Origin of the sequence: Xanthomonas sp. WHRI 10204 (assembly GCF_040202875.1) — a bacterium.
Classification (GTDB): Bacteria; Pseudomonadota; Gammaproteobacteria; order Xanthomonadales; family Xanthomonadaceae; genus Xanthomonas.
The window spans coordinates 1,385,440-1,405,498 of record NZ_JBEGDW010000001.1 but is presented as its reverse complement, the minus strand read 5'-3'; the positions used below and the strand labels follow the sequence as shown (position 1 = coordinate 1,405,498).

General features: G+C 65.5%; 18 protein-coding genes and 1 other RNA gene. 2 read left to right on the top strand and 17 right to left on the bottom strand.

From position 1 onward, the window contains the following. Window positions 1-22 precede the first annotated feature (22 nt). Entirely contained in the window at window positions 23-778 is a 756-nt protein-coding gene (gene tpiA / locus ABQZ00_RS06100) for a triose-phosphate isomerase (protein WP_323537338.1), read from the bottom strand. 112 nt (window positions 779-890) lie between these two features. Here tpiA and ABQZ00_RS06095 point away from each other — a divergent pair, with 112 nt between their 5' ends. After that, a complete protein-coding gene (locus tag ABQZ00_RS06095; RefSeq protein WP_323537339.1) occupies window positions 891-1,691 on the top strand; it encodes an SDR family NAD(P)-dependent oxidoreductase in 801 nt (266 codons plus the stop codon). Window positions 1,692-1,781: 90 nt separating this feature from the next. On the opposite strand, the gene ABQZ00_RS06090 is transcribed toward ABQZ00_RS06095, so the two are convergent. The 11 genes from ABQZ00_RS06090 to trpB form a co-directional block, all read right to left on the bottom strand. Then, window positions 1,782-1,858, bottom strand: a non-coding RNA gene (locus ABQZ00_RS06090) — sX9 sRNA. A gap of 61 nt (window positions 1,859-1,919) precedes the next feature. Further along, the gene (locus ABQZ00_RS06085; protein ID WP_115513335.1) at window positions 1,920-2,345 is read right to left on the bottom strand and encodes a group I truncated hemoglobin; all 426 of its coding nucleotides are present in this window, start codon (window positions 2,343-2,345) and stop codon (window positions 1,920-1,922) included. Then, on the bottom strand, window positions 2,345-3,217 hold the full coding sequence (locus ABQZ00_RS06080) for a DUF3034 family protein (RefSeq protein ID WP_323537340.1): 873 nt from the start codon (window positions 3,215-3,217) through the stop codon (window positions 2,345-2,347). The genes ABQZ00_RS06085 and ABQZ00_RS06080 overlap by 1 nt, the downstream gene beginning before the upstream one ends. Continuing rightward, on the bottom strand, window positions 3,214-5,580 hold the full coding sequence (locus ABQZ00_RS06075; protein WP_323537341.1) for a putative bifunctional diguanylate cyclase/phosphodiesterase: 2,367 nt from the start codon (window positions 5,578-5,580) through the stop codon (window positions 3,214-3,216). Before ABQZ00_RS06075 ends, ABQZ00_RS06080 begins: the two co-directional genes overlap by 4 nt. After that, the gene (locus tag ABQZ00_RS06070) at window positions 5,577-6,260 is read right to left on the bottom strand and encodes a methylamine utilization protein (protein WP_323537446.1); all 684 of its coding nucleotides are present in this window, start codon (window positions 6,258-6,260) and stop codon (window positions 5,577-5,579) included. The genes ABQZ00_RS06075 and ABQZ00_RS06070 overlap by 4 nt, the downstream gene beginning before the upstream one ends. A 257-nt stretch (window positions 6,261-6,517) precedes the next feature. Continuing rightward, window positions 6,518-7,456 carry an isopenicillin N synthase family dioxygenase gene (locus ABQZ00_RS06065; protein WP_055850060.1) on the bottom strand — a complete coding sequence of 313 codons (939 nt, stop codon included), beginning with the start codon at window positions 7,454-7,456 and terminating at the stop codon, window positions 6,518-6,520. Between the two features lie 123 nt (window positions 7,457-7,579). Continuing rightward, on the bottom strand, window positions 7,580-8,929 hold the full coding sequence (gene glmM / locus ABQZ00_RS06060) for a phosphoglucosamine mutase (RefSeq protein ID WP_323537342.1): 1,350 nt from the start codon (window positions 8,927-8,929) through the stop codon (window positions 7,580-7,582). Window positions 8,930-9,077: 148 nt separating this feature from the next. After that, window positions 9,078-9,962 (bottom strand): acetyl-CoA carboxylase, carboxyltransferase subunit beta, encoded by an 885-nt coding sequence (accD, locus tag ABQZ00_RS06055; RefSeq protein WP_104615893.1) that lies wholly within the window; start codon window positions 9,960-9,962, stop codon window positions 9,078-9,080. 295 nt (window positions 9,963-10,257) lie between these two features. Then, window positions 10,258-11,079, bottom strand: coding sequence for a tryptophan synthase subunit alpha (gene trpA / locus ABQZ00_RS06050; RefSeq protein WP_323514937.1), 822 nt, complete (start codon window positions 11,077-11,079; stop codon window positions 10,258-10,260). Next, on the bottom strand, window positions 11,076-11,579 hold the full coding sequence (locus ABQZ00_RS06045; protein WP_503064244.1) for a hypothetical protein: 504 nt from the start codon (window positions 11,577-11,579) through the stop codon (window positions 11,076-11,078). Before ABQZ00_RS06045 ends, trpA begins: the two co-directional genes overlap by 4 nt. An 11-nt stretch (window positions 11,580-11,590) precedes the next feature. Then, on the bottom strand, window positions 11,591-12,808 hold the full coding sequence (gene trpB, locus ABQZ00_RS06040; protein WP_055850419.1) for a tryptophan synthase subunit beta: 1,218 nt from the start codon (window positions 12,806-12,808) through the stop codon (window positions 11,591-11,593). A gap of 107 nt (window positions 12,809-12,915) precedes the next feature. Here trpB and ABQZ00_RS06035 point away from each other — a divergent pair, with 107 nt between their 5' ends. Further along, on the top strand, window positions 12,916-13,842 hold the full coding sequence (locus ABQZ00_RS06035; RefSeq protein WP_323537344.1) for a LysR family transcriptional regulator: 927 nt from the start codon (window positions 12,916-12,918) through the stop codon (window positions 13,840-13,842). Window positions 13,843-14,242: 400 nt separating this feature from the next. Here the strand turns inward: ABQZ00_RS06035 and ABQZ00_RS06030 are convergent, their stop codons facing one another. The 5 genes from ABQZ00_RS06030 to ABQZ00_RS06010 all read right to left on the bottom strand — a co-directional run bounded on the left by ABQZ00_RS06030 (window position 14,243) and on the right by ABQZ00_RS06010 (window position 19,987). Next, complete coding sequence (locus tag ABQZ00_RS06030) at window positions 14,243-14,911, bottom strand: phosphoribosylanthranilate isomerase (protein WP_055850047.1); 669 nt, start codon at window positions 14,909-14,911, stop codon at window positions 14,243-14,245. After that, window positions 14,908-15,681: a tRNA pseudouridine(38-40) synthase TruA gene (gene truA / locus ABQZ00_RS06025; RefSeq protein WP_055850044.1), complete on the bottom strand. Its 774-nt coding sequence runs from the start codon at window positions 15,679-15,681 to the stop codon at window positions 14,908-14,910. The genes ABQZ00_RS06030 and truA overlap by 4 nt, the downstream gene beginning before the upstream one ends. Before the next feature lie 174 nt (window positions 15,682-15,855). Further along, window positions 15,856-16,227 carry a VOC family protein gene (locus ABQZ00_RS06020; RefSeq protein WP_193552494.1) on the bottom strand — a complete coding sequence of 124 codons (372 nt, stop codon included), beginning with the start codon at window positions 16,225-16,227 and terminating at the stop codon, window positions 15,856-15,858. 8 nt (window positions 16,228-16,235) lie between these two features. Continuing rightward, the gene (locus ABQZ00_RS06015) at window positions 16,236-18,215 is read right to left on the bottom strand and encodes a motility hub landmark protein FimV (protein ID WP_323537345.1); all 1,980 of its coding nucleotides are present in this window, start codon (window positions 18,213-18,215) and stop codon (window positions 16,236-16,238) included. Window positions 18,216-18,961: 746 nt separating this feature from the next. Further along, complete coding sequence (locus ABQZ00_RS06010) at window positions 18,962-19,987, bottom strand: aspartate-semialdehyde dehydrogenase (RefSeq protein ID WP_323537346.1); 1,026 nt, start codon at window positions 19,985-19,987, stop codon at window positions 18,962-18,964. Window positions 19,988-20,059 lie beyond the last annotated feature (72 nt).

The window sequence follows — 20,059 nt, the reverse complement described above, 5'->3', positions numbered from 1 at the left end:
TCCCCGGACAAAACTTAATGGGTTAACAAGCGGCCGCCGCACGCGCGATGGCCAGGAAATCTTCGGCCACCAAGGAGGCGCCTCCGACAAGCCCACCATCGACATCGGGCTGCGCGAACAGCTCGCTGGCGTTGTCGGGCTTGACACTGCCCCCGTACAGGATGGGCAGATAGTCGGCAATTCTAGCATCCGCCTTCGCGACTTCGCCACGCAGGAAGGCGTGCACGGCCTGCGCCTGCTCCGGGCTGGCAGTCCGTCCGGTCCCAATGGCCCAGATCGGTTCATAGGCCAGCACCGCGCGGGCGAAGCCCTCGCTGCCGACCAATGCCAGTACCGGCTCGAGCTGGGCACGTAGGATTGCCTCAGTCTGACCGGCTTCACGCTGTTCCAGCGACTCGCCCACGCACAGCACCGGGATCAAGCCGGCGTGGATGGCGGCGGCAAACTTATGCGCCACCAGCTCACTACTCTCCTGGTGGTACTGGCGGCGCTCGGAGTGACCGACCAGGCCGTAGTCGGCCCCGACATCCACCAGCATCGTGGCCGAAACCTCGCCGGTGTAGGCGCCCTTCTCGTTACTACTGACGTCCTGGGCTCCAAAGGACAGGTGATGCGCCTCGAAATCCTCGATCAGGTCGCCGAGGTAAGGCAGTGGCGGCAGGATGACGACATCGACACCCTCCAGGGGCATGTGCGCAGCGACCTGGGCCACCAATTCGGTGGCGAAGGCGCGGCTGCCATGCAGCTTCCAATTTCCAGCAACGATCTTTCGACGCATCAGGCGCAGGTTCCTGAGTGGAAGACAGGCGACAGAATAGCCCATGCCCTGTCGGCAACCGGCACACTTCTGTCCGCCGCATGTCCCACCCCTCGTTCAACAGGAACCTGCCATGTCCGTTTCACCTGTCTTTGCGCTGGTCACCGGCGCCTCCAGCGGGATCGGCCGCGAGATTGCGCGGGCGTACGCCAAACGGGGCGTGCCGTTGATCCTGACCGCGCGCCGGGTGGAGCGACTACAGGCGCTGGCCGCCGAACTGGGCACGCAGGTACGTGTAGAGGTGCTGCCGGCCGACCTGGCCGACCCTGCGGCGGCCGAGGCGCTGGTGACGCAGATCCAGCGCAATGGCTGGACGGTAGGCACGCTGGTCAACAATGCCGGCTACGGCGTGCCGGGCCGCTACCTGCACAACGACTGGGCCACGCATGCACGCTTTCTGCAGGTGATGATCGGCGCGGTGTGCGAACTGACCTGGCGGCTGTTGCCGATGATCCGCGCCAGTGGCCAGGGCCGCATTCTCAACGTCGCGTCATTTGCCGCACTCACGCCCAGTGCCGACGGACAGACGCTGTATGCGGCCAGCAAGAGCTTCATGTTGCGCTTCAGCGAGTCGCTGGCGCTGGAAAACGCCGATTGCGCGGTCAAGGTGTGTGCGCTGTGCCCGGGCTTTGCGTGGTCGGAATTCCACGATGTCACCGGCACCCGCGAAGCGATGTCCACCCTGCCCGGCTGGGCCTGGTTGCAGGCCGATGCAGTTGCCGAGTACGGCATCGCCGCCTTGGAGCGTGGCCAGGTGCTGGCGGTGCCGGGCTGGCGCTATCGACTGGTCAATGCCGCACTGCGCCTGCTGCCGCATTCGGTTGCGCTGCGCCTGATGGCCCGCGGCTCGCATCGGGTAAGGCCGCTGGATTGAAACGCGTTACTGCACGTTGGCAGGTGCATCGCAGCGCATCGTCACCGCACGCGCGCACTGCGCATGGCTTACAACTCTGGGACTTAGAACGGCTCACAAAACGTCGCGAGCAGTCGTCAGGTGGGTGCGGGCGGCGCACTCAGAACCGGAGTTTACGCGTGGCACCTGCCGCACCGAGCACCGGCTGCGCTCGCGTGGCGGTGGGCACAGTCGTTTTGTCAGCAGCGCTCAGTGATTGACGATCTCGCCGTGCATGGCAGCCAGTCGTGCCAACAGGCGATTCTGGGTGCGGCGCGGGATCTTTTGCTGATCCATTGCCCAGTTGAGATCTTCGACCAAGGCGTTGAAATCGCCCTCGCGAATGGCCAGATGCGCATGCGCCTGTTGCATCGATTTGGCGGTATCCGGGCACGGGCCATCGGCGACATGGCAGAACTTCTGCACCAGGCGCGCGTTGAGCATGACGATGTTGACCCGCGCGAATTTGTCGACGATGCGTTGATCGTCAGCAATGCGCGACAACATGGTTTCCACCAGCGCCTCGATGCCGGCTTGGCCACCAAGTTCGTCGTACAGCGTTTGAGGAGGCTGCGTGGTGGCGCAGGCACTCAGGCTCAGCACACATAGCAGGGACCACCGCAGCCATCGATTCATCAGAACGCTACCTGCAAGGAAAGATACGGGCCGCGCTGGTTGGTCAGCGTGGCGATGTCGCCAAGATCGGCCCAGGCTGCGGTCAACGACACATGCTTGTTGGGAAACCAGGCAACAAAACCGTCGGCCCAGGCCTGTTCGCGCGCAAAGCCCAGATTGTCCGGTTTGCCGCGATATTCCACACCAACCACCCACGACGGCGACAGCACGACCGCAGCACTGGCCTCAGCGACCAGTCGATAGCTGTTGCGACGATCGCCACCGAAGCCGAGCAAACCGGTCTGATTGGCGCGGGTCGCGCGCAGCGTGCCGTTGAGCAGCAATTGATAGCCGCCGGCGCCCTGTAACAGCAGCCTGCTGGCACTGACATAGACATCGGTGCCGTGGTCGTCACGTGCACCGATGGCCAGTGGCAGCGTGCCGTCGCGCACACGCTTGTACTGCACGCCGACGCTGACTTGCGGGGCGCGCCCGTAGACCAGATCGCCGTACACGCGCAGCTTGGCGCCGAAGACATCCTGACCGAGCGCGTTCCACGGCAGTGCCAGGCGATCCTGCAAGGTGCCCAGGTCCAGGCGCTGGCGCGCAAGCGACAGTTCCAGGCGGTTGCCGACCGTCAGCGCGGCGCCTTGTACATCGAGTCGATAATCGCCGCTGTCCACATGCGTGGCGAACAGCACGGTACCGAGCTCGTCGCGCGTGCCATACCCCGACAACGTGGCCCACGGCACGATGCCGCCACCGCTGCTGCCTTCGATCATCGACACGCCGCCGGTAGCGAGCAGGCGCCCGTCGCCGGCGACCGCAAACGCTGGCGTGAGCGCGACACTGCACACTGCAGAAACGAGCGCGGCGCGGAAACGATGCTTCATCGTTGCGCTCCGATCTGCGAGGGCGCGGCCATTCCAAGTTGGCGCATGCACCACGCCACGAAGGGAGCTTGCTCCAGCGGCGGCGCGTAGAGATAGCCCTGCACCATGTCGCAACCATAGCCGCGCAACAGACCGAGCGCAGTGGTGTTCTCGACGCCTTCGGCGATCACGCTCAGGCCCAGGTTATGCCCGAGATCGATCGTGCTGCGCACGATGAACGCATCGTCGGTGCCTTCGGCCAGCTGCATGACGAAGCTCTTGTCGATCTTCAATTCGTTCACCGGCATGCGCTTGAGTTGGGCCAACGAGGAATAGCCGGTACCGAAGTCGTCGATGGACAGACGTACGCCGACGCTACGCAGTTGATGCAGCATGTGCAGCGCGGATTCGACATCGCGCATCAAGGCGCTTTCGGTCAGTTCCAACGTGACCGACTGCGCCGGCACCGCATGCTGTTCCAGCCGCGCACGCACGTAATCGGGCAACCCCGGATCGGAGAGATCCAGTGCCGACAAATTGATCGCCATGCCCAGCTCCAGCCCTTGCGTGCGCCAGTGCGCTTGACAGCGCAGCGCCTCGTCCAGTACGAAGCGGGTCAATGGATGGATGACGCCGGAATGCTCAGCCAGCGGAATGAATTCGTCGGGCCCGATCGGACCCAGCGTCGGATGATGCCAACGCACCAGCACTTCGACCTGTTCGACGCGATCGCTGCGCAGGCAGATCTTGGGTTGGAAGCGCAAGGTCAACTCGTTACCGCCGATAGCCTGGCGCAGATCGCCGGTGAGGCGCAGCCGCCGCAGATGCTGTTCGTCCTGCCCCATGCGATAGACGCTGGCACCGATGGTGGCGGCATCGTCCACCTGCCGTCGCGCGATGTCGGCACGGCGCAACAAGGTGTCCGGGTCTGCGCCATGCTCGGGAATCAGGGCGATGCCAATGCTGGCTTCGAGCTGGATGCGTGCCTGCGGCAACACCAATGGGCGACGCAGTTGCAGCAGCAGGCGTTGTGCATCCTGCTGCACGGTGGTCGCATCGGCGTGTGCCACGATCACCATGAACTCATCGCTGCCCAGCCGCCCGACCAAGTTCGGTTCTTGCACCACCTCTGCAAGCCTGCGGCCGGCCTCGACCAGCACCTGGTCGGCGAAATCATGACCAAGGCTGTCGTTGAGTTCCTTGAAACGCTCCAGATCCAGAATCAGCACCGCCGCCGTTCCGCCGGAGGCGACTGTCTGCGCGGTCACTTCTTTCAGGCGTTCGAGCAACCAGACCCGATTGGGCAGCCCGGTCAATGCGTCGTGCCGCGCCTGATGCAGAATGTGTTGCTCGCGGCTGGCGATCTGATGCTGCATGCGCCCAAAGCTATCGGCCAGTTCGGCGAGCTCGCGACCCGGCGGAACTTCCACCGCTGTCTGATAATCGCCGCGCTGGATGCGTCGTGCCGCCTGCACCAGTTGCGCGACCGGTTTGCTGACACTGCGTGCCAGAACGATCGCCACGCACAAGGCTGCAGCGGTCGCCAAACCTGCCAGCAGCAGGATGCGCAACTTGAGCGTGCGATAGGGCGCGACCGCGCGATCGAGCGAGGCCTGCAAGGCCACCCGCACGTGGCTGTCGCCCTGGAGCGATTGCAGTTTGACCAGGTAGCGTGATTCGCCCAGGTTGAGCGGAATCGCTTCCGTCTGCTTGTGCTCGGCGGCAGGCAACTGTTGCGCAAACTCGCGACGCGCTGCCGGCTCCAAGGTGGATGCCAGCACGCGCACCGGTGGGCCATCGGTAAAGAACGTGGCATCCAGTCCGGTCGTGCTGCGGAAGTCCTGTGCCAGGCCGTCGCCGGATTCGTTGCCGATCGCGATCCAGCCAACGCGACTGGGCGCCAGCACCTGCACCACGGCCAGGCGCACGATATGTTGATCCAGGGCAACCACGCCGACTGCGCGCCCATCGCGCTGCGCCTGCTGCAACAACGCCTGCACCGCACGCAATTGTTCGGCCTGCGGAAGGTCGGCCAACCCGGTCAAAAATTCGCCATCCGGCGAAAGCAGCACTGCGGTCTGCGCAGACATGCGCGCGGCATGGTTGCGCAGCGCCGATTGCATGGTGGGCACATCGCCGCTGGCCACCGCGGCACGAAACCCGAAGTCGTCTGCCAGTACCGAGGCCGATTGCAGCAGTTGCTCGTCACGGCGCAGATTGATGCGCTGCCACACGCGTTCGCCGATCTGCAGTTCTTCGCCCAATTGCGCCTTGACGCTGCGCTCGGTGGCCAGCTGCACGGCGATGAAGGTCAACGCCTGCGTGGCCAGCACGACCAGTACCAGCAGAGCCGCGATGCGCGTGTGCAGGCGCATCGCCCTCATGGGTGCGGCTTCTTGGGGTCGGCGCTGCGGAACTTGTCCTGCAGCGCGCGCATCCGCTCGTCCGGCGGCGCCACCGCCGGAGCGGCGCCAGTGGTCTGCAAGGTGACCTTGCGTTGCAAGGCATCACGCGCAATCACCAGCGGCTCGCCCACCGCAGCGCCCTTGATGCGTGGATGCCACACGCGCAGCGTGTAGGTTCCTGCCGGGGCATCGAGTTGTACGCGACCATCGCTACCGGTCTTGCCGAAATACGGCGTCTCCAGCACCACGATATAGCCCAGCATCCAGTCATGGATGTTGCAGCCCACCGTCACCAGACCGGCCTGATCGAATCGCACCGGCGCGGCGGTAGTGCCCTGAAACAGCGGCAATTCGAAGCGTTTGGCGGGCGAGAACGAATACACCTGGTGACGGATCTGATCGTTGTTCGGAAACCGTACCGAGGTGCCGGTGCGCACCGCCAAGACCGCCGGCACGAATTGCGAATTGACCTGATCCATCTCCAGCATCTTGCCCGCGCTGGCTGCGGCGGGCCGCGGCAGTTCCAGACTGACCACCGCATCGACCAGGACACCATTGGCATCAGTGACGGTGACGCTCACCGGCGTTGCTGCAGCCGGTGCCATCGCGCCATACAGCGCAAGCAACGACATCGCACCTAATTGTTTGAACCACGGCATCCGCATGCGCCCCTACCTCGTGCAATCGGCAGCGGGCGCCAGGCGAATCCGACGTCGCGCTAGCGATCAGACTGAGTTATCGGCGCGGGTGAACGCAAGCTTTAACCAGACACGAGCGGAATTTTATGAATAGAAGTGTGGCACCTGTCATGCCGCATGTTGCGGACGCAGCCATTCGCTGCGTGAATTATCGGCAACGCATTGCGCACCTGGCGCCGAAAAAACCAACAGCGCCAACAGTCGACCTCTCTGTCGAGTTACTTCAGCTTGATCTCGCGCAGGCGCTCTTCCAGAAACCCGTGTGCGGTGATCGGCTCGAGGTAGCGGCTCGGGTTGTCGGCACTGATGCACGAGGGCAGCACGTCGATCAAAAAGTCCGGATTTGGATGCAGGAAGAACGGCACCGAGTAGCGCGGCTTGCGCGCCGCTTCGCCCGGCGGGTTCACCACGCGGTGAATCGTGGACGGATACACATGGTTGGTCAGGCGCTGCAGCATGTCGCCGATATTGACCACGATGGTGTCGGCGTCGGCGGTGAACGGCACCCACTCGCCGTCGTTGGAACGCACCTCCAGACCGGCCGCGCTCGCACCGACCAGCAAGGTGATGAAGTTGATGTCGCCATGCGCACCGGCGCGCACATTGGGAATGTCGTCGCTGGTGATCGGCGGATAATGGATCGGGCGCAGGATCGAATTGCCGTTGTTGGTCTTGTCGACGAAATAGTCCTGCGGCAGGCCGATGTGCAGCGCCAGTGCTGCGAGCACGCGCGAGCCCAGCTGGTCGAGCTGCTGATACAGCTGGTAGCCGCGCTCACGGAATCCGGGGACTTCTTCCGGCCACAGGTTCGGCGCCATCACCTCGCGGTACGGCGAATCGTCCGGAATCTCGCGGCCGATGTGCCAGAACTCCTTCAGATCGAAGTGCTTGGAGTCCTTGGCGGTTTCCACACCAAAGGCGGTGTAGCCACGTGCGCCGCCACTGCCCGGCACGTGATAGCGGCGCTTGACCTCTTCGGGCAAGGCGAAGAATGCCTTGAACACGTCGTAGGCCGCGTCGATCTCGGTCTGCGCGATGCCGTGATTGCGGATGCCGGCAAAGCCCCATTGGCGATAGGCCGCACCGAGCTCGGCGACGAAAGCATCGCGATCGGTATCGAAACGGGTGATGTCCAGGGTGGGGATGCGCGCGCTCATACGGATATCTGCAGTCGAAGTCGAAAAGTCGGGAGGACGCCTGCCGCTCAGGACAACAGGCGATACAACACATAGAACGTTGCGGCCTTGGCGAAGACCACGCAAACGCCAATGATCAGCGACTCACGCCGCGTCACGCACCGCTCCGGAGAGCCGGTCGAGCGTGTCCTGCATCAGGCCGGCGTCGTCGGCTTCCACGGTCACGCGCACCACCGGCTCGGTGCCGGACGGACGCAAGAACGCACGTCCGCGGCCTTGCACGGCGGCTTGCGCCTGCTGCAGCGCCTGCTGCACGCCGGGCGCTTCGACGATGGCCTTGGCCGCTCCGCCCTCCAGACGCACATTCACGGTCTTTTGCGGCACCTTGGCCAGGCCGCTCAGCGCTTGACGAAGGCTGTGCCCATCACGGCCCAGCGCTTCGAGCACCTGCAGTGCGCTGACGATGCCGTCGCCGGTGCTGGCGCGGTCCAGGCACAGCAAATGGCCGGAGGTCTCTCCGCCCAGCGTGCCGCCGCCTTCGACCAGCGCCTGATGCACGTAGCGGTCGCCCACCTTTGCGCGCTGAAACGGAATCCCCAGCGCGGCCAGTGCCGGCTCCAGGCCGTAATTGGTCATCAAGGTGCCGACCACGGTGCCGGTGAGCCGGCCGCTGGCCTGCCACGAGCGGGCCAGGAGATACAGCAGATCGTCGCCATCGACCGGGTTGCCCTGGTCGTCGGCCATCAGCACGCGATCGCCATCGCCATCGAAGGCGATGCCCAAATGCGCGCCGCTCTCGCGCACCTTGGCGGCAAGATTGTCGATATGCGTCGAGCCAACGCCATCATTGATGTTGAGCCCGTCCGGCGCCGCACCGATCACCACCACATCGGCACCCAGCTCGCGGAACAGCATCGGCGCGATGTGATACGTGGCACCGTGCGCGCAATCCAGCACCATTTTCAGGCCCTGCAGAGTGAAGCCGCGCGCCACGCTGGCCTTGCAGAATTCGATGTAACGGCCGATCGCATCGCGGGTGCGAATCGCCTTGCCCAGGCGCTCGGATTCCACGGTGTGGAACGGCTCGTCCAGCGCGGCTTCGATCGCCGCTTCGGTGGCGTCATCGAGCTTTTCGCCCTCGGCGGAGAAGAACTTGATGCCGTTGTCATAATGCGGGTTGTGCGACGCGCTGATGACCACGCCCGCATCGGCGCGCAAGGTGCTGGTCAAGAACGCGATGGCGGGCGTCGGCATCGGGCCGATCATCTGCACATCGGCGCCTGCAGCGACCAGGCCGGCTTCCAGCGCCGCTTCGAACATGTAGCCGGAAATACGGGTGTCCTTGCCGATCAACACCAACGGACGCTTGCTGCGCCCTTGCGTCAGCACGCGCCCGAGCGCATTGCCCAGACGCAGCACGAAATCGGCAGAAATGACGCCCTGCCCAACCCGACCGCGGATGCCGTCGGTGCCGAAGTATTTGCGGGTGCTCACAGGGTCTGGACCTTGAGGGCCGAGACCAGGGACCGTGACCCTGGAACCTGGGAAGAACCGTCGCAATCGCAAAATGCCATGCGAGCGAGCACAGCGTTTTCGAGGCCCCGGCCCTGAGTCCCGGGCCCCGTGTTCATCAGTGCCACCCTCACGCCACCGCCTCCTGCGGACGCGCTTGACGCATCATCATCGCGGTCAGGTCGGCGATGCGGTCGCGCATCTCGCGACGGTCGCAGATCTGGTCGATGGCGCCGTGATCGAGCAGGAATTCCGAACGCTGAAAGCCTTCCGGCAAGGTTTCGCGCACGGTCTGTTCGATCACGCGCGGGCCGGCGAAGCCGATCAATGCATGCGGCTCGGCGATGTTGATATCGCCCAGCATCGCGAACGACGCCGACACGCCACCGGTGGTGGGATGGGTCAGCACCGAGATGTACGGCAAGCCGGCTTCGCGCAGGCGACCGAGCGCTGCGGAGGTCTTGGCCATCTGCATCAGCGAAAACAGGCCTTCCTGCATGCGCGCGCCGCCACTGGCGGAGAAGCACACGAACGGGCAGCCCACTTCCAGTGCCACTTCGGCCGCACGCGCAAAGCGCTCGCCGACCACCGAGCCCATCGAGCCGCCCATGAAGGGAAAATCGAAGGCGGCGGCGACCAGCGGGTTGCCCTTGAGGGTGCCGCGCATGGCGATCAGCGCGTCGTACTCGCCGCTTGCCTTTTGACTGGCCTTGATGCGTTCGCCGTAGCGCTTCTGGTCCTTGAACTTGAGCACGTCGACCGGACTCAGCTGGGCGGCGATTTCGGTGGTCGCGGTTTCCGGGTCAAACAGCGAGTTCAGGCGCGCGCGGGCGCGAATGGCCATGTGGTGGTCACACTTCGGACACACCTCCAGGTTCTCCTCAAGCTCCGGGCCGTACAGCGCGCTGCCGCAGTTGCTGCACTTTTCCCACAGCCCCTCGGGAACGCTGCGCTTCTTGGCCGGGGTGTTCTCGGTGCGGATGCCGGAGGGCATCAATTTGCTGAGCCAACTCATGCGTTTATGACAATCCATGCAGGGCGGCGATGCGGGCCGCAGAGGGGCGACAGTCTAACGCAGCGCCCCAGGCTGGTGCAGCGCGTGGGGTAGTGACGGATGGCCGGGGTTCTGGCGGGGCTTGCTGGAGATGGCTGTTGGGCGCCGCGCTGCGGGCTGGTATTTGACGCAACGTCCGCTAACACAGCCTCGCACCGCTTGACGTCCACCCCCTCCCCTTGCCGCAAGAGAGGGATTGACGCCGCACCGCCTTTCCCACGCAGCGAGCGCTAACCGGGCCTGCTGCGCAGGTGCCTCACTGCGCCTGATCCAGCGCCTGCCGCAGCGGGGCCAGGAAGGCTTCGGCGCATTCGCGGGCGCTGCGCACATCTTCGGCTTCGGCCAGGGCCGCGACCAGGGCGCTGCCGACCACGACACCATCGGCATCGACCGCCATCGCGGCGGCACTGGCAGCATCCTTGATGCCGAATCCTGCCACCACTGGTGCGCCGGCGCGCTGGCGCAACTGGCGCAAGCGATCGCTGGCGGCATGGGTATCGAGCAGGTTCGACGCACCGGTCACGCCGGCAAAGCTGACGTAGTACAGATACCCCTGCGCGGTGCTGCACAGCATGTCCAGGCGTTGCTCGCTGGTGGTCGGCGACGCCAACGCGATCAGCGCCAGCCCGACCTCGGTGAAGATTTCGCGGGTTTCTGCCGCTTCTTCGGGAGGCAGATCGACCAGCAGCAGGCCGTCCACACCGGCAGCGACGGCGGCTTCGGCGAAGCGGCGCGTGCCGTGGATTTCAATCGGGTTGAGGTAGCCCATCAGCACCACCGGGGTGGTGGCGTCTTCGCGGCGGAATTCGTGCACCGCTTCCAGCACGTAGGCCAGGCCGGCGCCACGCCCCAGCGCGCGCTCGGAGCTGCGCTGGATGGTGGGGCCATCGGCCATTGGATCGGAAAACGGAACGCCCAGTTCGATCACGTCGGCACCGGCGCGCACCAGCGCGTGCATCACCGGCACGGTGGCTTCCAGCGACGGGTCGCCGGCGGTGATGAAGGGAATCAGTGCCTTGCGGCCGGCCTGACGCAGGGCGTCAAAACGCGCAGCGATACGGTCTGGCGCACGGCTCATGCGCAGCCCTCCACCAGTTGCACGGCGTCCCAGCGTCCCCAATACATCGATGTCACAGTGCCTTCTCCGGTTTCATAGCGAACGGCGAACCCGCCTTGCGGGTCGCGCCACGTCAGATAAAGATCGTTGCCGCCGTCGCAGCCGTATTTATGCGGTTGGACGCTGTAGCCCGATGGCAGGCGCGCACGCGCGTCCGCTTCGCTGTCGCCAACGCGGATACCGAACGGGCCCACCGGGCCGGGGTCGGTAACGTCGAAACGGACGATGCGATCGGCTTCGACCATCATCGCCACGCCGTTGGGCAACAGCCCGGCTTCCACATAGCCGCAATGTCCCAGCGGCCCCACGTTGAGCGGTGCCCAGCGCGCGCGTGGTTCCAGCTCACTGAAGCGCTGGCCAACACGTACCTCACCGCTGCGGTCCAGCACGGCGGCAGATGCCGCAGCACAGGCCAGCGCAGACATGCACAGCAGTGCCACACCACCGCCCAGCGTGCGCATCTGCGCTGCGATCACAGCACCATGCCCTCGCGCGCGGCGATGGTGTGCACGTCCTTGTCGCCACGCCCGGACAGGTTGCACAGGATCAGCGCGTCCTTGGGCATCTCGCGCGCCAGCTTGATCGACTGCGCCACTGCGTGGCTGGATTCCAGCGCCGCAAGAATGCCCTCGGTGTGTGCCAGCAGATGGAAGGCCGCCATCGCCTCGTCGTCGGTGATGCCCTGATACACGGCGCGCCCACTGTCGGACAGGAACGCGTGCTCGGGGCCGACGCCGGGGTAATCCAGGCCCGCGGAGATCGAATGGGTTTCGGTGATCTGGCCGTCGTCGTCGCAGATCACGTAAGTGCGGTTGCCGTGCAGCACGCCGGGGCGTCCGGCAGCGATGGACGCGGCATGGCGGCCGGTGGCGATGCCGTCGCCGGCGGCTTCGGCGCCGTAGATCTTGACGCCCGGATCGTTGAGGAAGGCGTGGAACAGGCCGATGGCATTGCTGCCGCCACCGACGCAGGCGCTGATCGCATCCGGCAGGCGGCCGTAGTCCTGCAGCATCTGCTCACGTGCTTCGCGGCCCACGATCGCGTTGAAGTCGCGCACCATGCGCGGATACGGGTCCGGGCCGGCCACCGTGCCGATGATGTAGAAGGTATCGCGCACATTGGTGACCCAGTCGCGCATCGCTTCGTTGAGCGCATCCTTGAGCGTGGCCGAGCCGGAGGTCACCGGAACCACCTTCGCGCCCAGCAGCTGCATCCGGTAGACGTTGATCTTCTGCCGTTCGATGTCGGTGGCGCCCATGTAGACCACGCACTCCAGGCCCAGCCGTGCCGCCACCGTGGCACTGGCCACGCCATGCTGGCCGGCGCCGGTCTCGGCGATGATCCGGGTCTTGCCCATGCGGCTGGCCAACAGGGCCTGGCCGATGGTGTTGTTGATCTTGTGCGCGCCGGTATGGTTCAGGTCTTCGCGCTTGAGCAGGATTTGCGCCCCGCCCACTTCGCGACTGAGCCGCTCGGCGTGATAGATCGGGCTGGGCCGGCCGACGTAGTGCTTGAGGTCCTTGTCGTATTCGGCGATGAACGCCGGGTCCTGACGCGCCTGATCGTAGGCGGCAGAGAGTTCCTGCAGCGGGCCGATCAAGGTTTCGGCGACAAACCGGCCACCGAACTTGCCGAAATGACCGGCAGCGTCGGGATAGGCGTAAAAGTCACTGATGGGCTGGGCCGACATGGAGATCCTCTGCAGCGATGCGGTCATACGCGAAGCCGCCACCTTACCGCAGCCAGGCAATGCGATAAATCGATAAGATTGCCGCAACCTGTGATCTGGACTCACACATGAGCACCGTGCTTCCACCGCTGGCGGCGTTGCGCGCCTTCGAGGCCGCCGCACGCCTGCAAAGCGTCAGCCGCGCCGCGCAGGAACTGCACGTCACCCATGGCGCCATCAGCCGCCACGTCCGCTCGCTGGAACAGGCGCTGGGCGCGGCGTTGTTCGCCCGCCAGGGCCGCGGCCTGGTGCTGACGGCTGCCGGCGCCCGCCTGCGCGATGCCACCGGCGAAGGCTTCGCGCTGATCGCCGATACCTGGGCCGCATTGCAACGCCCGGCCAGCGAGGCACCGCTGGTGCTGGGCTGCTCCGGCAGCCTGCTGGCGCGCTGGGTAATTCCGCGGCTCGGCCTGCTGCAGCGCGACCTGCCCGACCTGCGCCTGCACCTGTCGGCCAACGAACAACCTCCCGGCCCGGATCTGGACGGCCTGGACGCCGCCTTGCTGTTGGACACCCCGCCGTGGCCCGGCGAATGGCAGGTGCACGAGCTGGGCGTGGAATGGATCGGCCCGGTGCTGAGTCCGCAGCTGGCAAGCGCGTTGCAGATCGACGGAGAACCTCCGGCCGCCCTGCGCGATCACCGCCTGCTGCAAACACGTTCGCGACCGCAAGCCTGGCCGGAGTGGGCACAGGCGCATGGCGTGGCGCCCGACGCGCTGCACTTCGGCACCGAGTTCGAGCATCTGGTGTACCTGCTGGAAGCTGCCGCCGCCGGCCTGGGCATCGCCATCGCCCCGCACCCGCTGGTTGCCGCAGATCTGGCGGCTGGCCGGCTGTTGGCACCGTGGGGATTCACCGCCACACGCGGGCGCTGGGTGCTGTGCGCCGCCAGGCGCAACCCGGACCCACGCATCGAACGCCTTGCCGCCTGGTTAGGCGAGGCATTGGCCAAGGATCAGTTCACGCCAACGACGCCGAGTACGGGTGGAGCCTGAGCTTCCATCGCGAATTCGCCTAGCCAAGCAGCGCTCAAGCGCGGCTAACAAACCGTAACGAGGAGTCGTGGGAATGGGTGTGGACGGCACGCTTGGAACCGGAGGGCACGCGTACTCGATGCCACAACGAGCAGCGAACGCGCCCGCCCCACGGTGAGCGCAGCAGCTTTATCAGCTGCACTGAAGCCGGCTGCGCGCGTTACAAGACGAGCGCGCCTGCTCAAGGGATTTGCAGGGTTCAAAGAGTCTGAGCAGACGGCCAGGTGACGAATGACCGAACGACTGCGCGCGACCGCTCGCCATTAGCAACCACGAGCCACAAGCAGCCGTCCACAACCAATCACACCACCGCAGCAAACCCGCTCTTACCAATCCCCAATCCCAACTCACCAATCCCAACCTACGACATCTCGTGGCAATCGGCCCGCCGCACTTCTTCCACGAACTTGCGCATCTTGTGGCCGTCCTTGATGCCGGGCGCCAGCTCCACGCCACTGGACACATCTACGCCCCACGGCAACGTCGCCACGATCGCATCGAACACATTATCGGCCGTGATGCCGCCGGCGAGCAGAAACGGGCGATGCAGCCCGGTGGGTAGGCGCGACCAGTCGAAGGTCTTGCCGGTACCGCCGCCTGCGCCAGGCGCATGGCTGTCGAACAGGAAACCGGCCGAATTGGGAAAGGCCAACTGCAAGGTACGCGCGTTGGCGTCTTCGCCGTTCACCCCGGCGCTGCCCATCGGCACGGCCTTGAGGTAGGGCAGATTGAAGCTGCGGCAGAACGCGTCGTCTTCCTCGCCGTGGAACTGCAGCAGGGTCGGCCGCACGGTGCGCACCACCTCGCGGACTTCTTCCTTGGAGTTGTTGCGGAACAGGGCCACCACATCGACCATCGGCGCGGTGGCCTGGCGCATCGCGCGCGCTTCGGCCGGCGCCACGCGGCGCGGGCTGCCGTGCGCGAAGATGAAACCCACCGCGTCCACACCCAGCTCCCCGGCCAGTCGGATGTCTCCGGCGCGGGTCATGCCACAGAACTTGATACGGGTGCGGTACAGCGATCGATTCATTGGGTCACCTCGGCAGGCAGATGCCACTCTGCAGGATACAGAGGCCCGATAAACACCAGGCCTTGTGGCGGCGCTGTTGGCCCGGCAACCGTGCGGTCGCGCCCAGCGAGCAACGTCGCGATCCAGTCGGTCGGTTGCTCGCCGGTTCCGATCAAAATCAGCGAGCCAACAATATTCCGCACCATGTGATGAAGGAATGCATTGGCCTGTACCTGCACCTCCACCACCTCACCGATGCGCTGCACGGTGATGGCCTGCAGGTTGCGGCGCGCATGCAGGGCCTGGCACTGCACGCTACGGAAGGCGCTGAAGTCGTTTTCGCCCAACAGCGCCTGCGCGGCGGCATGCATGGCATCGGCATCGAGCGGCCGACGCTCCCAGCTCAGCGTCTGTCGATACAGCGCCGGACGGATCTGACGATTCAGCAGGCGGTAGCGATAGCGGCGCGCACGCGCGGAAAAACGCGCATGGAAGTCATCGGCGGCCGGCACGCACCAGCGCACCGCGATCGACGGCGGCAGCCGCGCGGTGGTGCCCAGCATCCAGCCACGCAGTTCGCGCCGCGCGTCGCTGTCGAAATGCACCACCTGGCATTCGCCATGGACGCCGGCATCGGTGCGCCCCGCGCACACCACCTGGATCGGCGCGTCGGCAACCGACGACAACGCCGCCTGCACGCTGGCCTGCACACTCGGCCCACCGTGCTCGCCCAACTGCTGCCAGCCCTGAAACTCGCTGCCGTCGTACTCCACGCCCAGCGCGTAACGCATCGGTACCTGCCTATTGATTGAATCGGTGAGGCGTCTGCATCACATGTTGCGAACCGCCAAGCGAGCAGTCGAGCAATGACGCCGACAGCGCGCGACGGATGCTGCCGGTGCATGGTACAGCCGGCCACTCGCCAACAGCGTTTGCCGGTGACACGCCGTCGTCGTCGACTGGCGTCAAGCCGCGGCGCGCTCGGACCAGACCGCCAGCGTGCTGCCGCCGGGCTCGCGGAAATGAAATCGGCTGCCACCGGGAAAGCCGAACACCGGCTTGACGATCTCGCCGCCTGCCGCGCGCACGCGCTCCAGCATCGGTGCCAGGTCGTCGGCATACAGCACCACCAACGGGCCACCTTCTGCCGGGGCGGGCACCGTGGTGCGATAAAAGCCCCCGTCCAGACGGCCGTCGTTGAAGGCCAGGTAGTCCGGGCCATAGGCCTGAAACTGCCAGCCGAACACGGTCTCGAAGAAGGCCCGGCTGGCGTCGGGATCGATGGAGGCGAACTCCACGTAATCGATCCGCCGCTCGCGCACCGTGACGCTATCCATGGCCGGACTCACGTCAGCCGCTCCAGCAACTGGGCCGCTTCGGCGCGGGTGGCGTCGTCGCCGGTGGCAGCGACTTCGAGCAACAGACCGCGTGCGGTGTCCTTGTCGCCCAGGTCCATGTAGGCCACCGCCAATTCCAGGCGATCGCGCCCGGCCGAGGCGAATTCCCTATGACTCACCGCGTTAGGCACCCCCACCGGGACGACCGGGGCCTGCTCGACGTCGTCGGGATGTTGCAGCATGTGATTGAAGTCGAAGCCGTCCTGGACAGAGGCAGCCGCTGGCGCCGGTGGGCGCTCACCAAGGGCGTACTCCGGCTCGATCTGTGGCGAGGATACATCAGAGTCCTGAGCAACCTCAGGTTCCTGATAGGTCGCTTCGGGCTCGGGCTCCGCCACCGGCGCCGGCGCCGGCGGGGATGCGCGCAGCGCACGCCATTCATCGCTGTTGATCACTGGAGCCACAGCCACCGGTTCGGATAGCAGCGGTTCGCGACGCAACACGTCCGACAGCGGCGTTTGCGTGTCCTGGGCGCGCTCGTCCTCGCGCAGGTTGGCCTGTTCGAATTCGGTTTCGTGCAGCACATCGTGCTCGCTGGGCTCGGTGGCCTGCGGGTCGTCCTGCTGCTCGGCGGTCTCCACTGGAGCCAGGGGCGGTGCGAAGTCGAACTGGCGGCGCGGCAACGGCGGCAGCGGCGAGGGTTTGCGGCGACGCGCCGCCAGCCACGCGATCACGGCCGCCACGATCAACACCAGACCTCCGATCAACCACAGCGGAAAGCCGCCGCCCTGCGGGGTGGCCTGCGGCGCATCGGCCAGACGCTTCTGCGCGGCCGCCAGGTCGGTGTCCTTCATGGCGATCAAGGCTTGCTGTTGCTGCTTGAGCTTTTCCAGATCGGCCACGCGCGAGCGCAGGTCCTGCAATTCCGCATCGCGGGTGGCGATGTCTTCCTTGGCCTGTTGCAACTGTTGGTTGGCCGCCATCTCGCCCTCGCCTTCGGCACTGGTGCCGGACGTAGCGCCGGCGGTGTTGGTCTGACTCGCCACTGCCGGGGCGATTTCGAGCCGCGCGCCGGCACCGGCCGCGGTGGATGCCGCTGGTGCGGCCGGGGCAGGCGTCGCTGCAGCGGCACCGGCATCGGCCGGCTGCGGAATGGCCGAGCGCGCCTGCCGCCACTGGGCGGCCTGCTCGCGCACCATCACCGCCGCTTCGGCCGCACCGACCTGCGCCAACGCGTCTTCTTGCGGCGTGCGCAACACGGCGCCCTGTTTCAAGCGATTGATGTTGCCGTTGACGAAAGCGTCCGGATTGGTCCGCAGCAACGCCAGCATGGTCTGATCCAGCGAATGTCCGCTGGAGCGTGCCAGGCCCGCTGCAATTTCCGACAAGGTCTGGCCCGAGCGCACAGCCGGCAATGCATCACCGGCCTGCGTGGCAGCGGGCGCGGTTGCGGCGGCACGCGTTGGCGCAGCTGCAGCGCCAGCGTCCCGGTCAGTGCGCTCCACCGCCGGAGCCGCCGCCGGCTCGCGTGCAATCGTGTTGCTGGCGCCGGCACGCGGCGCGTCGATGGCCGGTTCGGCAATCGCGGCAGCGGTGTTGGGCGCATCGACCAACGCAGCATATTCGCGCACCAGACGGCCCTGGCTCCACTCCACTTCGATCAAAAAATTGATCGCAGGCTGGTCCACCGGCTGACTGCTGGTCACGCGGATCACCGCACGCCCGCGCGCGTCCTGCGCGAACTGGAACTGCAGGCTGCTGACCAGACCCTGCGGCCGCTCCAGACCGACGCGCGCAAAGGTGGTTGCCGATGCCAGCGCCACACGTGCGTTGTCGAGCTCGCCCGGCTCGTTGGAAATGACCGGAATCTCGGCCACCAACGGTTGCCCGGGTTTGGACAGCACCCGGATATCGCCCAAGCCCAACGCCATGCCGGCGCCGCTGCACGCCATCAGCAGCAACGCACCTATCCCTTGTATCGGACGCATCGCGCCCCTGCCCCTATGTTTCATGGGCATCAATATAGCCGCTGAATGAGCGAAAAAGTCGTTCGTGCCTCGCGCATGCGCCGCACTTGCGATGCCGCAATGCGACATCGGTGCAGATGCGCAGCTGCGGGCGGTGAATCGGTAGACCGATCAGCCCATCACATAAGAAGGAAGAAGACCTGCTGCGGCTGCTGCGGGGTGCGCGCAGAGAGCAGCAGCTTCGACTGCTGCCTTGATCGATATCGGCTTGTGCAGAGATCGATCGCGGCCGGACCTTCACGAGTTGGGCCAACCTCGGGCTTCATTCGAAGGCGCAGTGCTGTGCAGTGAAGTGAAGTGCGATCAGTCTTCGCCGCCAATGCATGTCACATGCGAGCGCCTTCTTACGACAGGCACTTTCTTACCCCCGCACCAGGTCGTCAAAAGCTTCAACCCACCAGCTCGTGTAGGAGCGCACCTGGGCGCGATGAACCGTCACGGGGACAGCCCTCGCGCTCAGGCGCGCTCCTACACGGCAGGTGGATCGGTTTTCCTGTGTGACCAGACCGGTCAAGTGCGTTGCTTCGAAGGTAGCTGCAGGGAATGCATGCCCCGTACAAGTGTCCCTCTACGCAGGACACTTCGTTACCGCCGCGATAGATCGGTGACGGCCAAAACCCACCAGCTCGTGTAGGAGCGCACCTGGGCGCGATGCGCCGTCACCGGGACAGCCCTCGCGCCCAGGTGCGCTCCTACATGACAATGGATCAATCTTCCTGTGCGACCAGTTCGGCCAGCTGCACGGCGTTGAGTGCGGCGCCCTTGCGGATATTGTCGGAGACGATCCACAGATTGAGACCACGCGGGTGCGATAAGTCCTCGCGAATACGGCCGACGAACACCGCATCCTTGCCCGAGGCATGCGTCACCGGCGTCGGGTAGCCACCTGCCTTGTGCTCGTCCACCACTTCCACGCCCGGCGAGGCTTCCAGCAGCGCGCGCGCGGCTTCGACGGTGATCTTCTCGCGGGTCTCGATGGCGACAGCTTCGGAGTGGCCGAAAAACACCGGCACGCGCACCGCGGTGGGATTCACCTGGATGTTCTCGTCACCCAGGATCTTGCGGGTCTCCCAGACCAGCTTCATCTCTTCCTTGGTGTAACCGTTGTCCTGGAAGTCGTCGATGTGCGGGATCAGATTGAAAGCGATCTGCACCGGGAAGCGCTGCGGGTCGATTTGCTGGAAGCTCAACAGCTCGCTGGTCTGCTTGCCCAGTTCTTCCATCGCCGAGCGGCCGCCGCCGGACACCGACTGGTAGGTCGCCACGTTGATGCGCTCGATGCCGTACTTGCGGTGAATCGGGCCCAGCGCCACCAGCATCTGCATGGTCGAGCAATTGGGATTGGCGATGATGCCGCGCGGGCGCAGCTTGAGCGCTTCGGGATTGACTTCCGACACCACCAGCGGCACGTCGTCGTCGTAGCGGAACGCGGAGGAATTATCGATCACCACCGCGCCGGCAGCGGCGAACTTGGGGCCGTATTCCTTGGACACGCTGCCGCCTGCGGAGAACAGCGCGATGTCCACGCCGGTCGGGTCGAAGTCGGCCAGATCCAGCACGTCGACCTTGCCGCCATTGAACTCGACCTGCCCACCGGCCGAGCGCGCCGAGGCCAGCGCGTACAAGTTGGCGACCGGAAAGTTGCGCTCGGCCAGGATGCTCAGCATGGTTTCGCCGACAGCGCCGGTGGCGCCCACGACCGCGACATTGAAACGACGGTTTTCGTTGCTCATGAGAATGTCTTTATCGAAAGAGTGAAGAGGGGAACGCGCTGCGCGTGGATTCGGGGAACCTCCAACGCTGGC

Coding starts and splice junctions, on each gene's coding strand:
- tpiA (WP_323537338.1), bottom strand. CDS start 778: ATGCGTCGAAAGATCGTTGCTGGAAATTGGAAGCTGCATGGCAGCCGC.
- ABQZ00_RS06095 (WP_323537339.1), top strand. CDS start 891: ATGTCCGTTTCACCTGTCTTTGCGCTGGTCACCGGCGCCTCCAGCGGG.
- ABQZ00_RS06085 (WP_115513335.1), bottom strand. CDS start 2,345: ATGAATCGATGGCTGCGGTGGTCCCTGCTATGTGTGCTGAGCCTGAGT.
- ABQZ00_RS06080 (WP_323537340.1), bottom strand. CDS start 3,217: ATGAAGCATCGTTTCCGCGCCGCGCTCGTTTCTGCAGTGTGCAGTGTC.
- ABQZ00_RS06075 (WP_323537341.1), bottom strand. CDS start 5,580: ATGAGGGCGATGCGCCTGCACACGCGCATCGCGGCTCTGCTGGTACTG.
- ABQZ00_RS06070 (WP_323537446.1), bottom strand. CDS start 6,260: ATGCCGTGGTTCAAACAATTAGGTGCGATGTCGTTGCTTGCGCTGTAT.
- ABQZ00_RS06065 (WP_055850060.1), bottom strand. CDS start 7,456: ATGAGCGCGCGCATCCCCACCCTGGACATCACCCGTTTCGATACCGAT.
- accD (WP_104615893.1), bottom strand. CDS start 9,962: ATGAGTTGGCTCAGCAAATTGATGCCCTCCGGCATCCGCACCGAGAAC.
- trpA (WP_323514937.1), bottom strand. CDS start 11,079: ATGAGCCGTGCGCCAGACCGTATCGCTGCGCGTTTTGACGCCCTGCGT.
- ABQZ00_RS06045 (WP_503064244.1), bottom strand. CDS start 11,579: ATGCGCACGCTGGGCGGTGGTGTGGCACTGCTGTGCATGTCTGCGCTG.
- trpB (WP_055850419.1), bottom strand. CDS start 12,808: ATGTCGGCCCAGCCCATCAGTGACTTTTACGCCTATCCCGACGCTGCC.
- ABQZ00_RS06035 (WP_323537344.1), top strand. CDS start 12,916: ATGAGCACCGTGCTTCCACCGCTGGCGGCGTTGCGCGCCTTCGAGGCC.
- ABQZ00_RS06030 (WP_055850047.1), bottom strand. CDS start 14,911: ATGAATCGATCGCTGTACCGCACCCGTATCAAGTTCTGTGGCATGACC.
- truA (WP_055850044.1), bottom strand. CDS start 15,681: ATGCGTTACGCGCTGGGCGTGGAGTACGACGGCAGCGAGTTTCAGGGC.
- ABQZ00_RS06020 (WP_193552494.1), bottom strand. CDS start 16,227: ATGGATAGCGTCACGGTGCGCGAGCGGCGGATCGATTACGTGGAGTTC.
- ABQZ00_RS06015 (WP_323537345.1), bottom strand. CDS start 18,215: ATGCGTCCGATACAAGGGATAGGTGCGTTGCTGCTGATGGCGTGCAGC.
- ABQZ00_RS06010 (WP_323537346.1), bottom strand. CDS start 19,987: ATGAGCAACGAAAACCGTCGTTTCAATGTCGCGGTCGTGGGCGCCACC.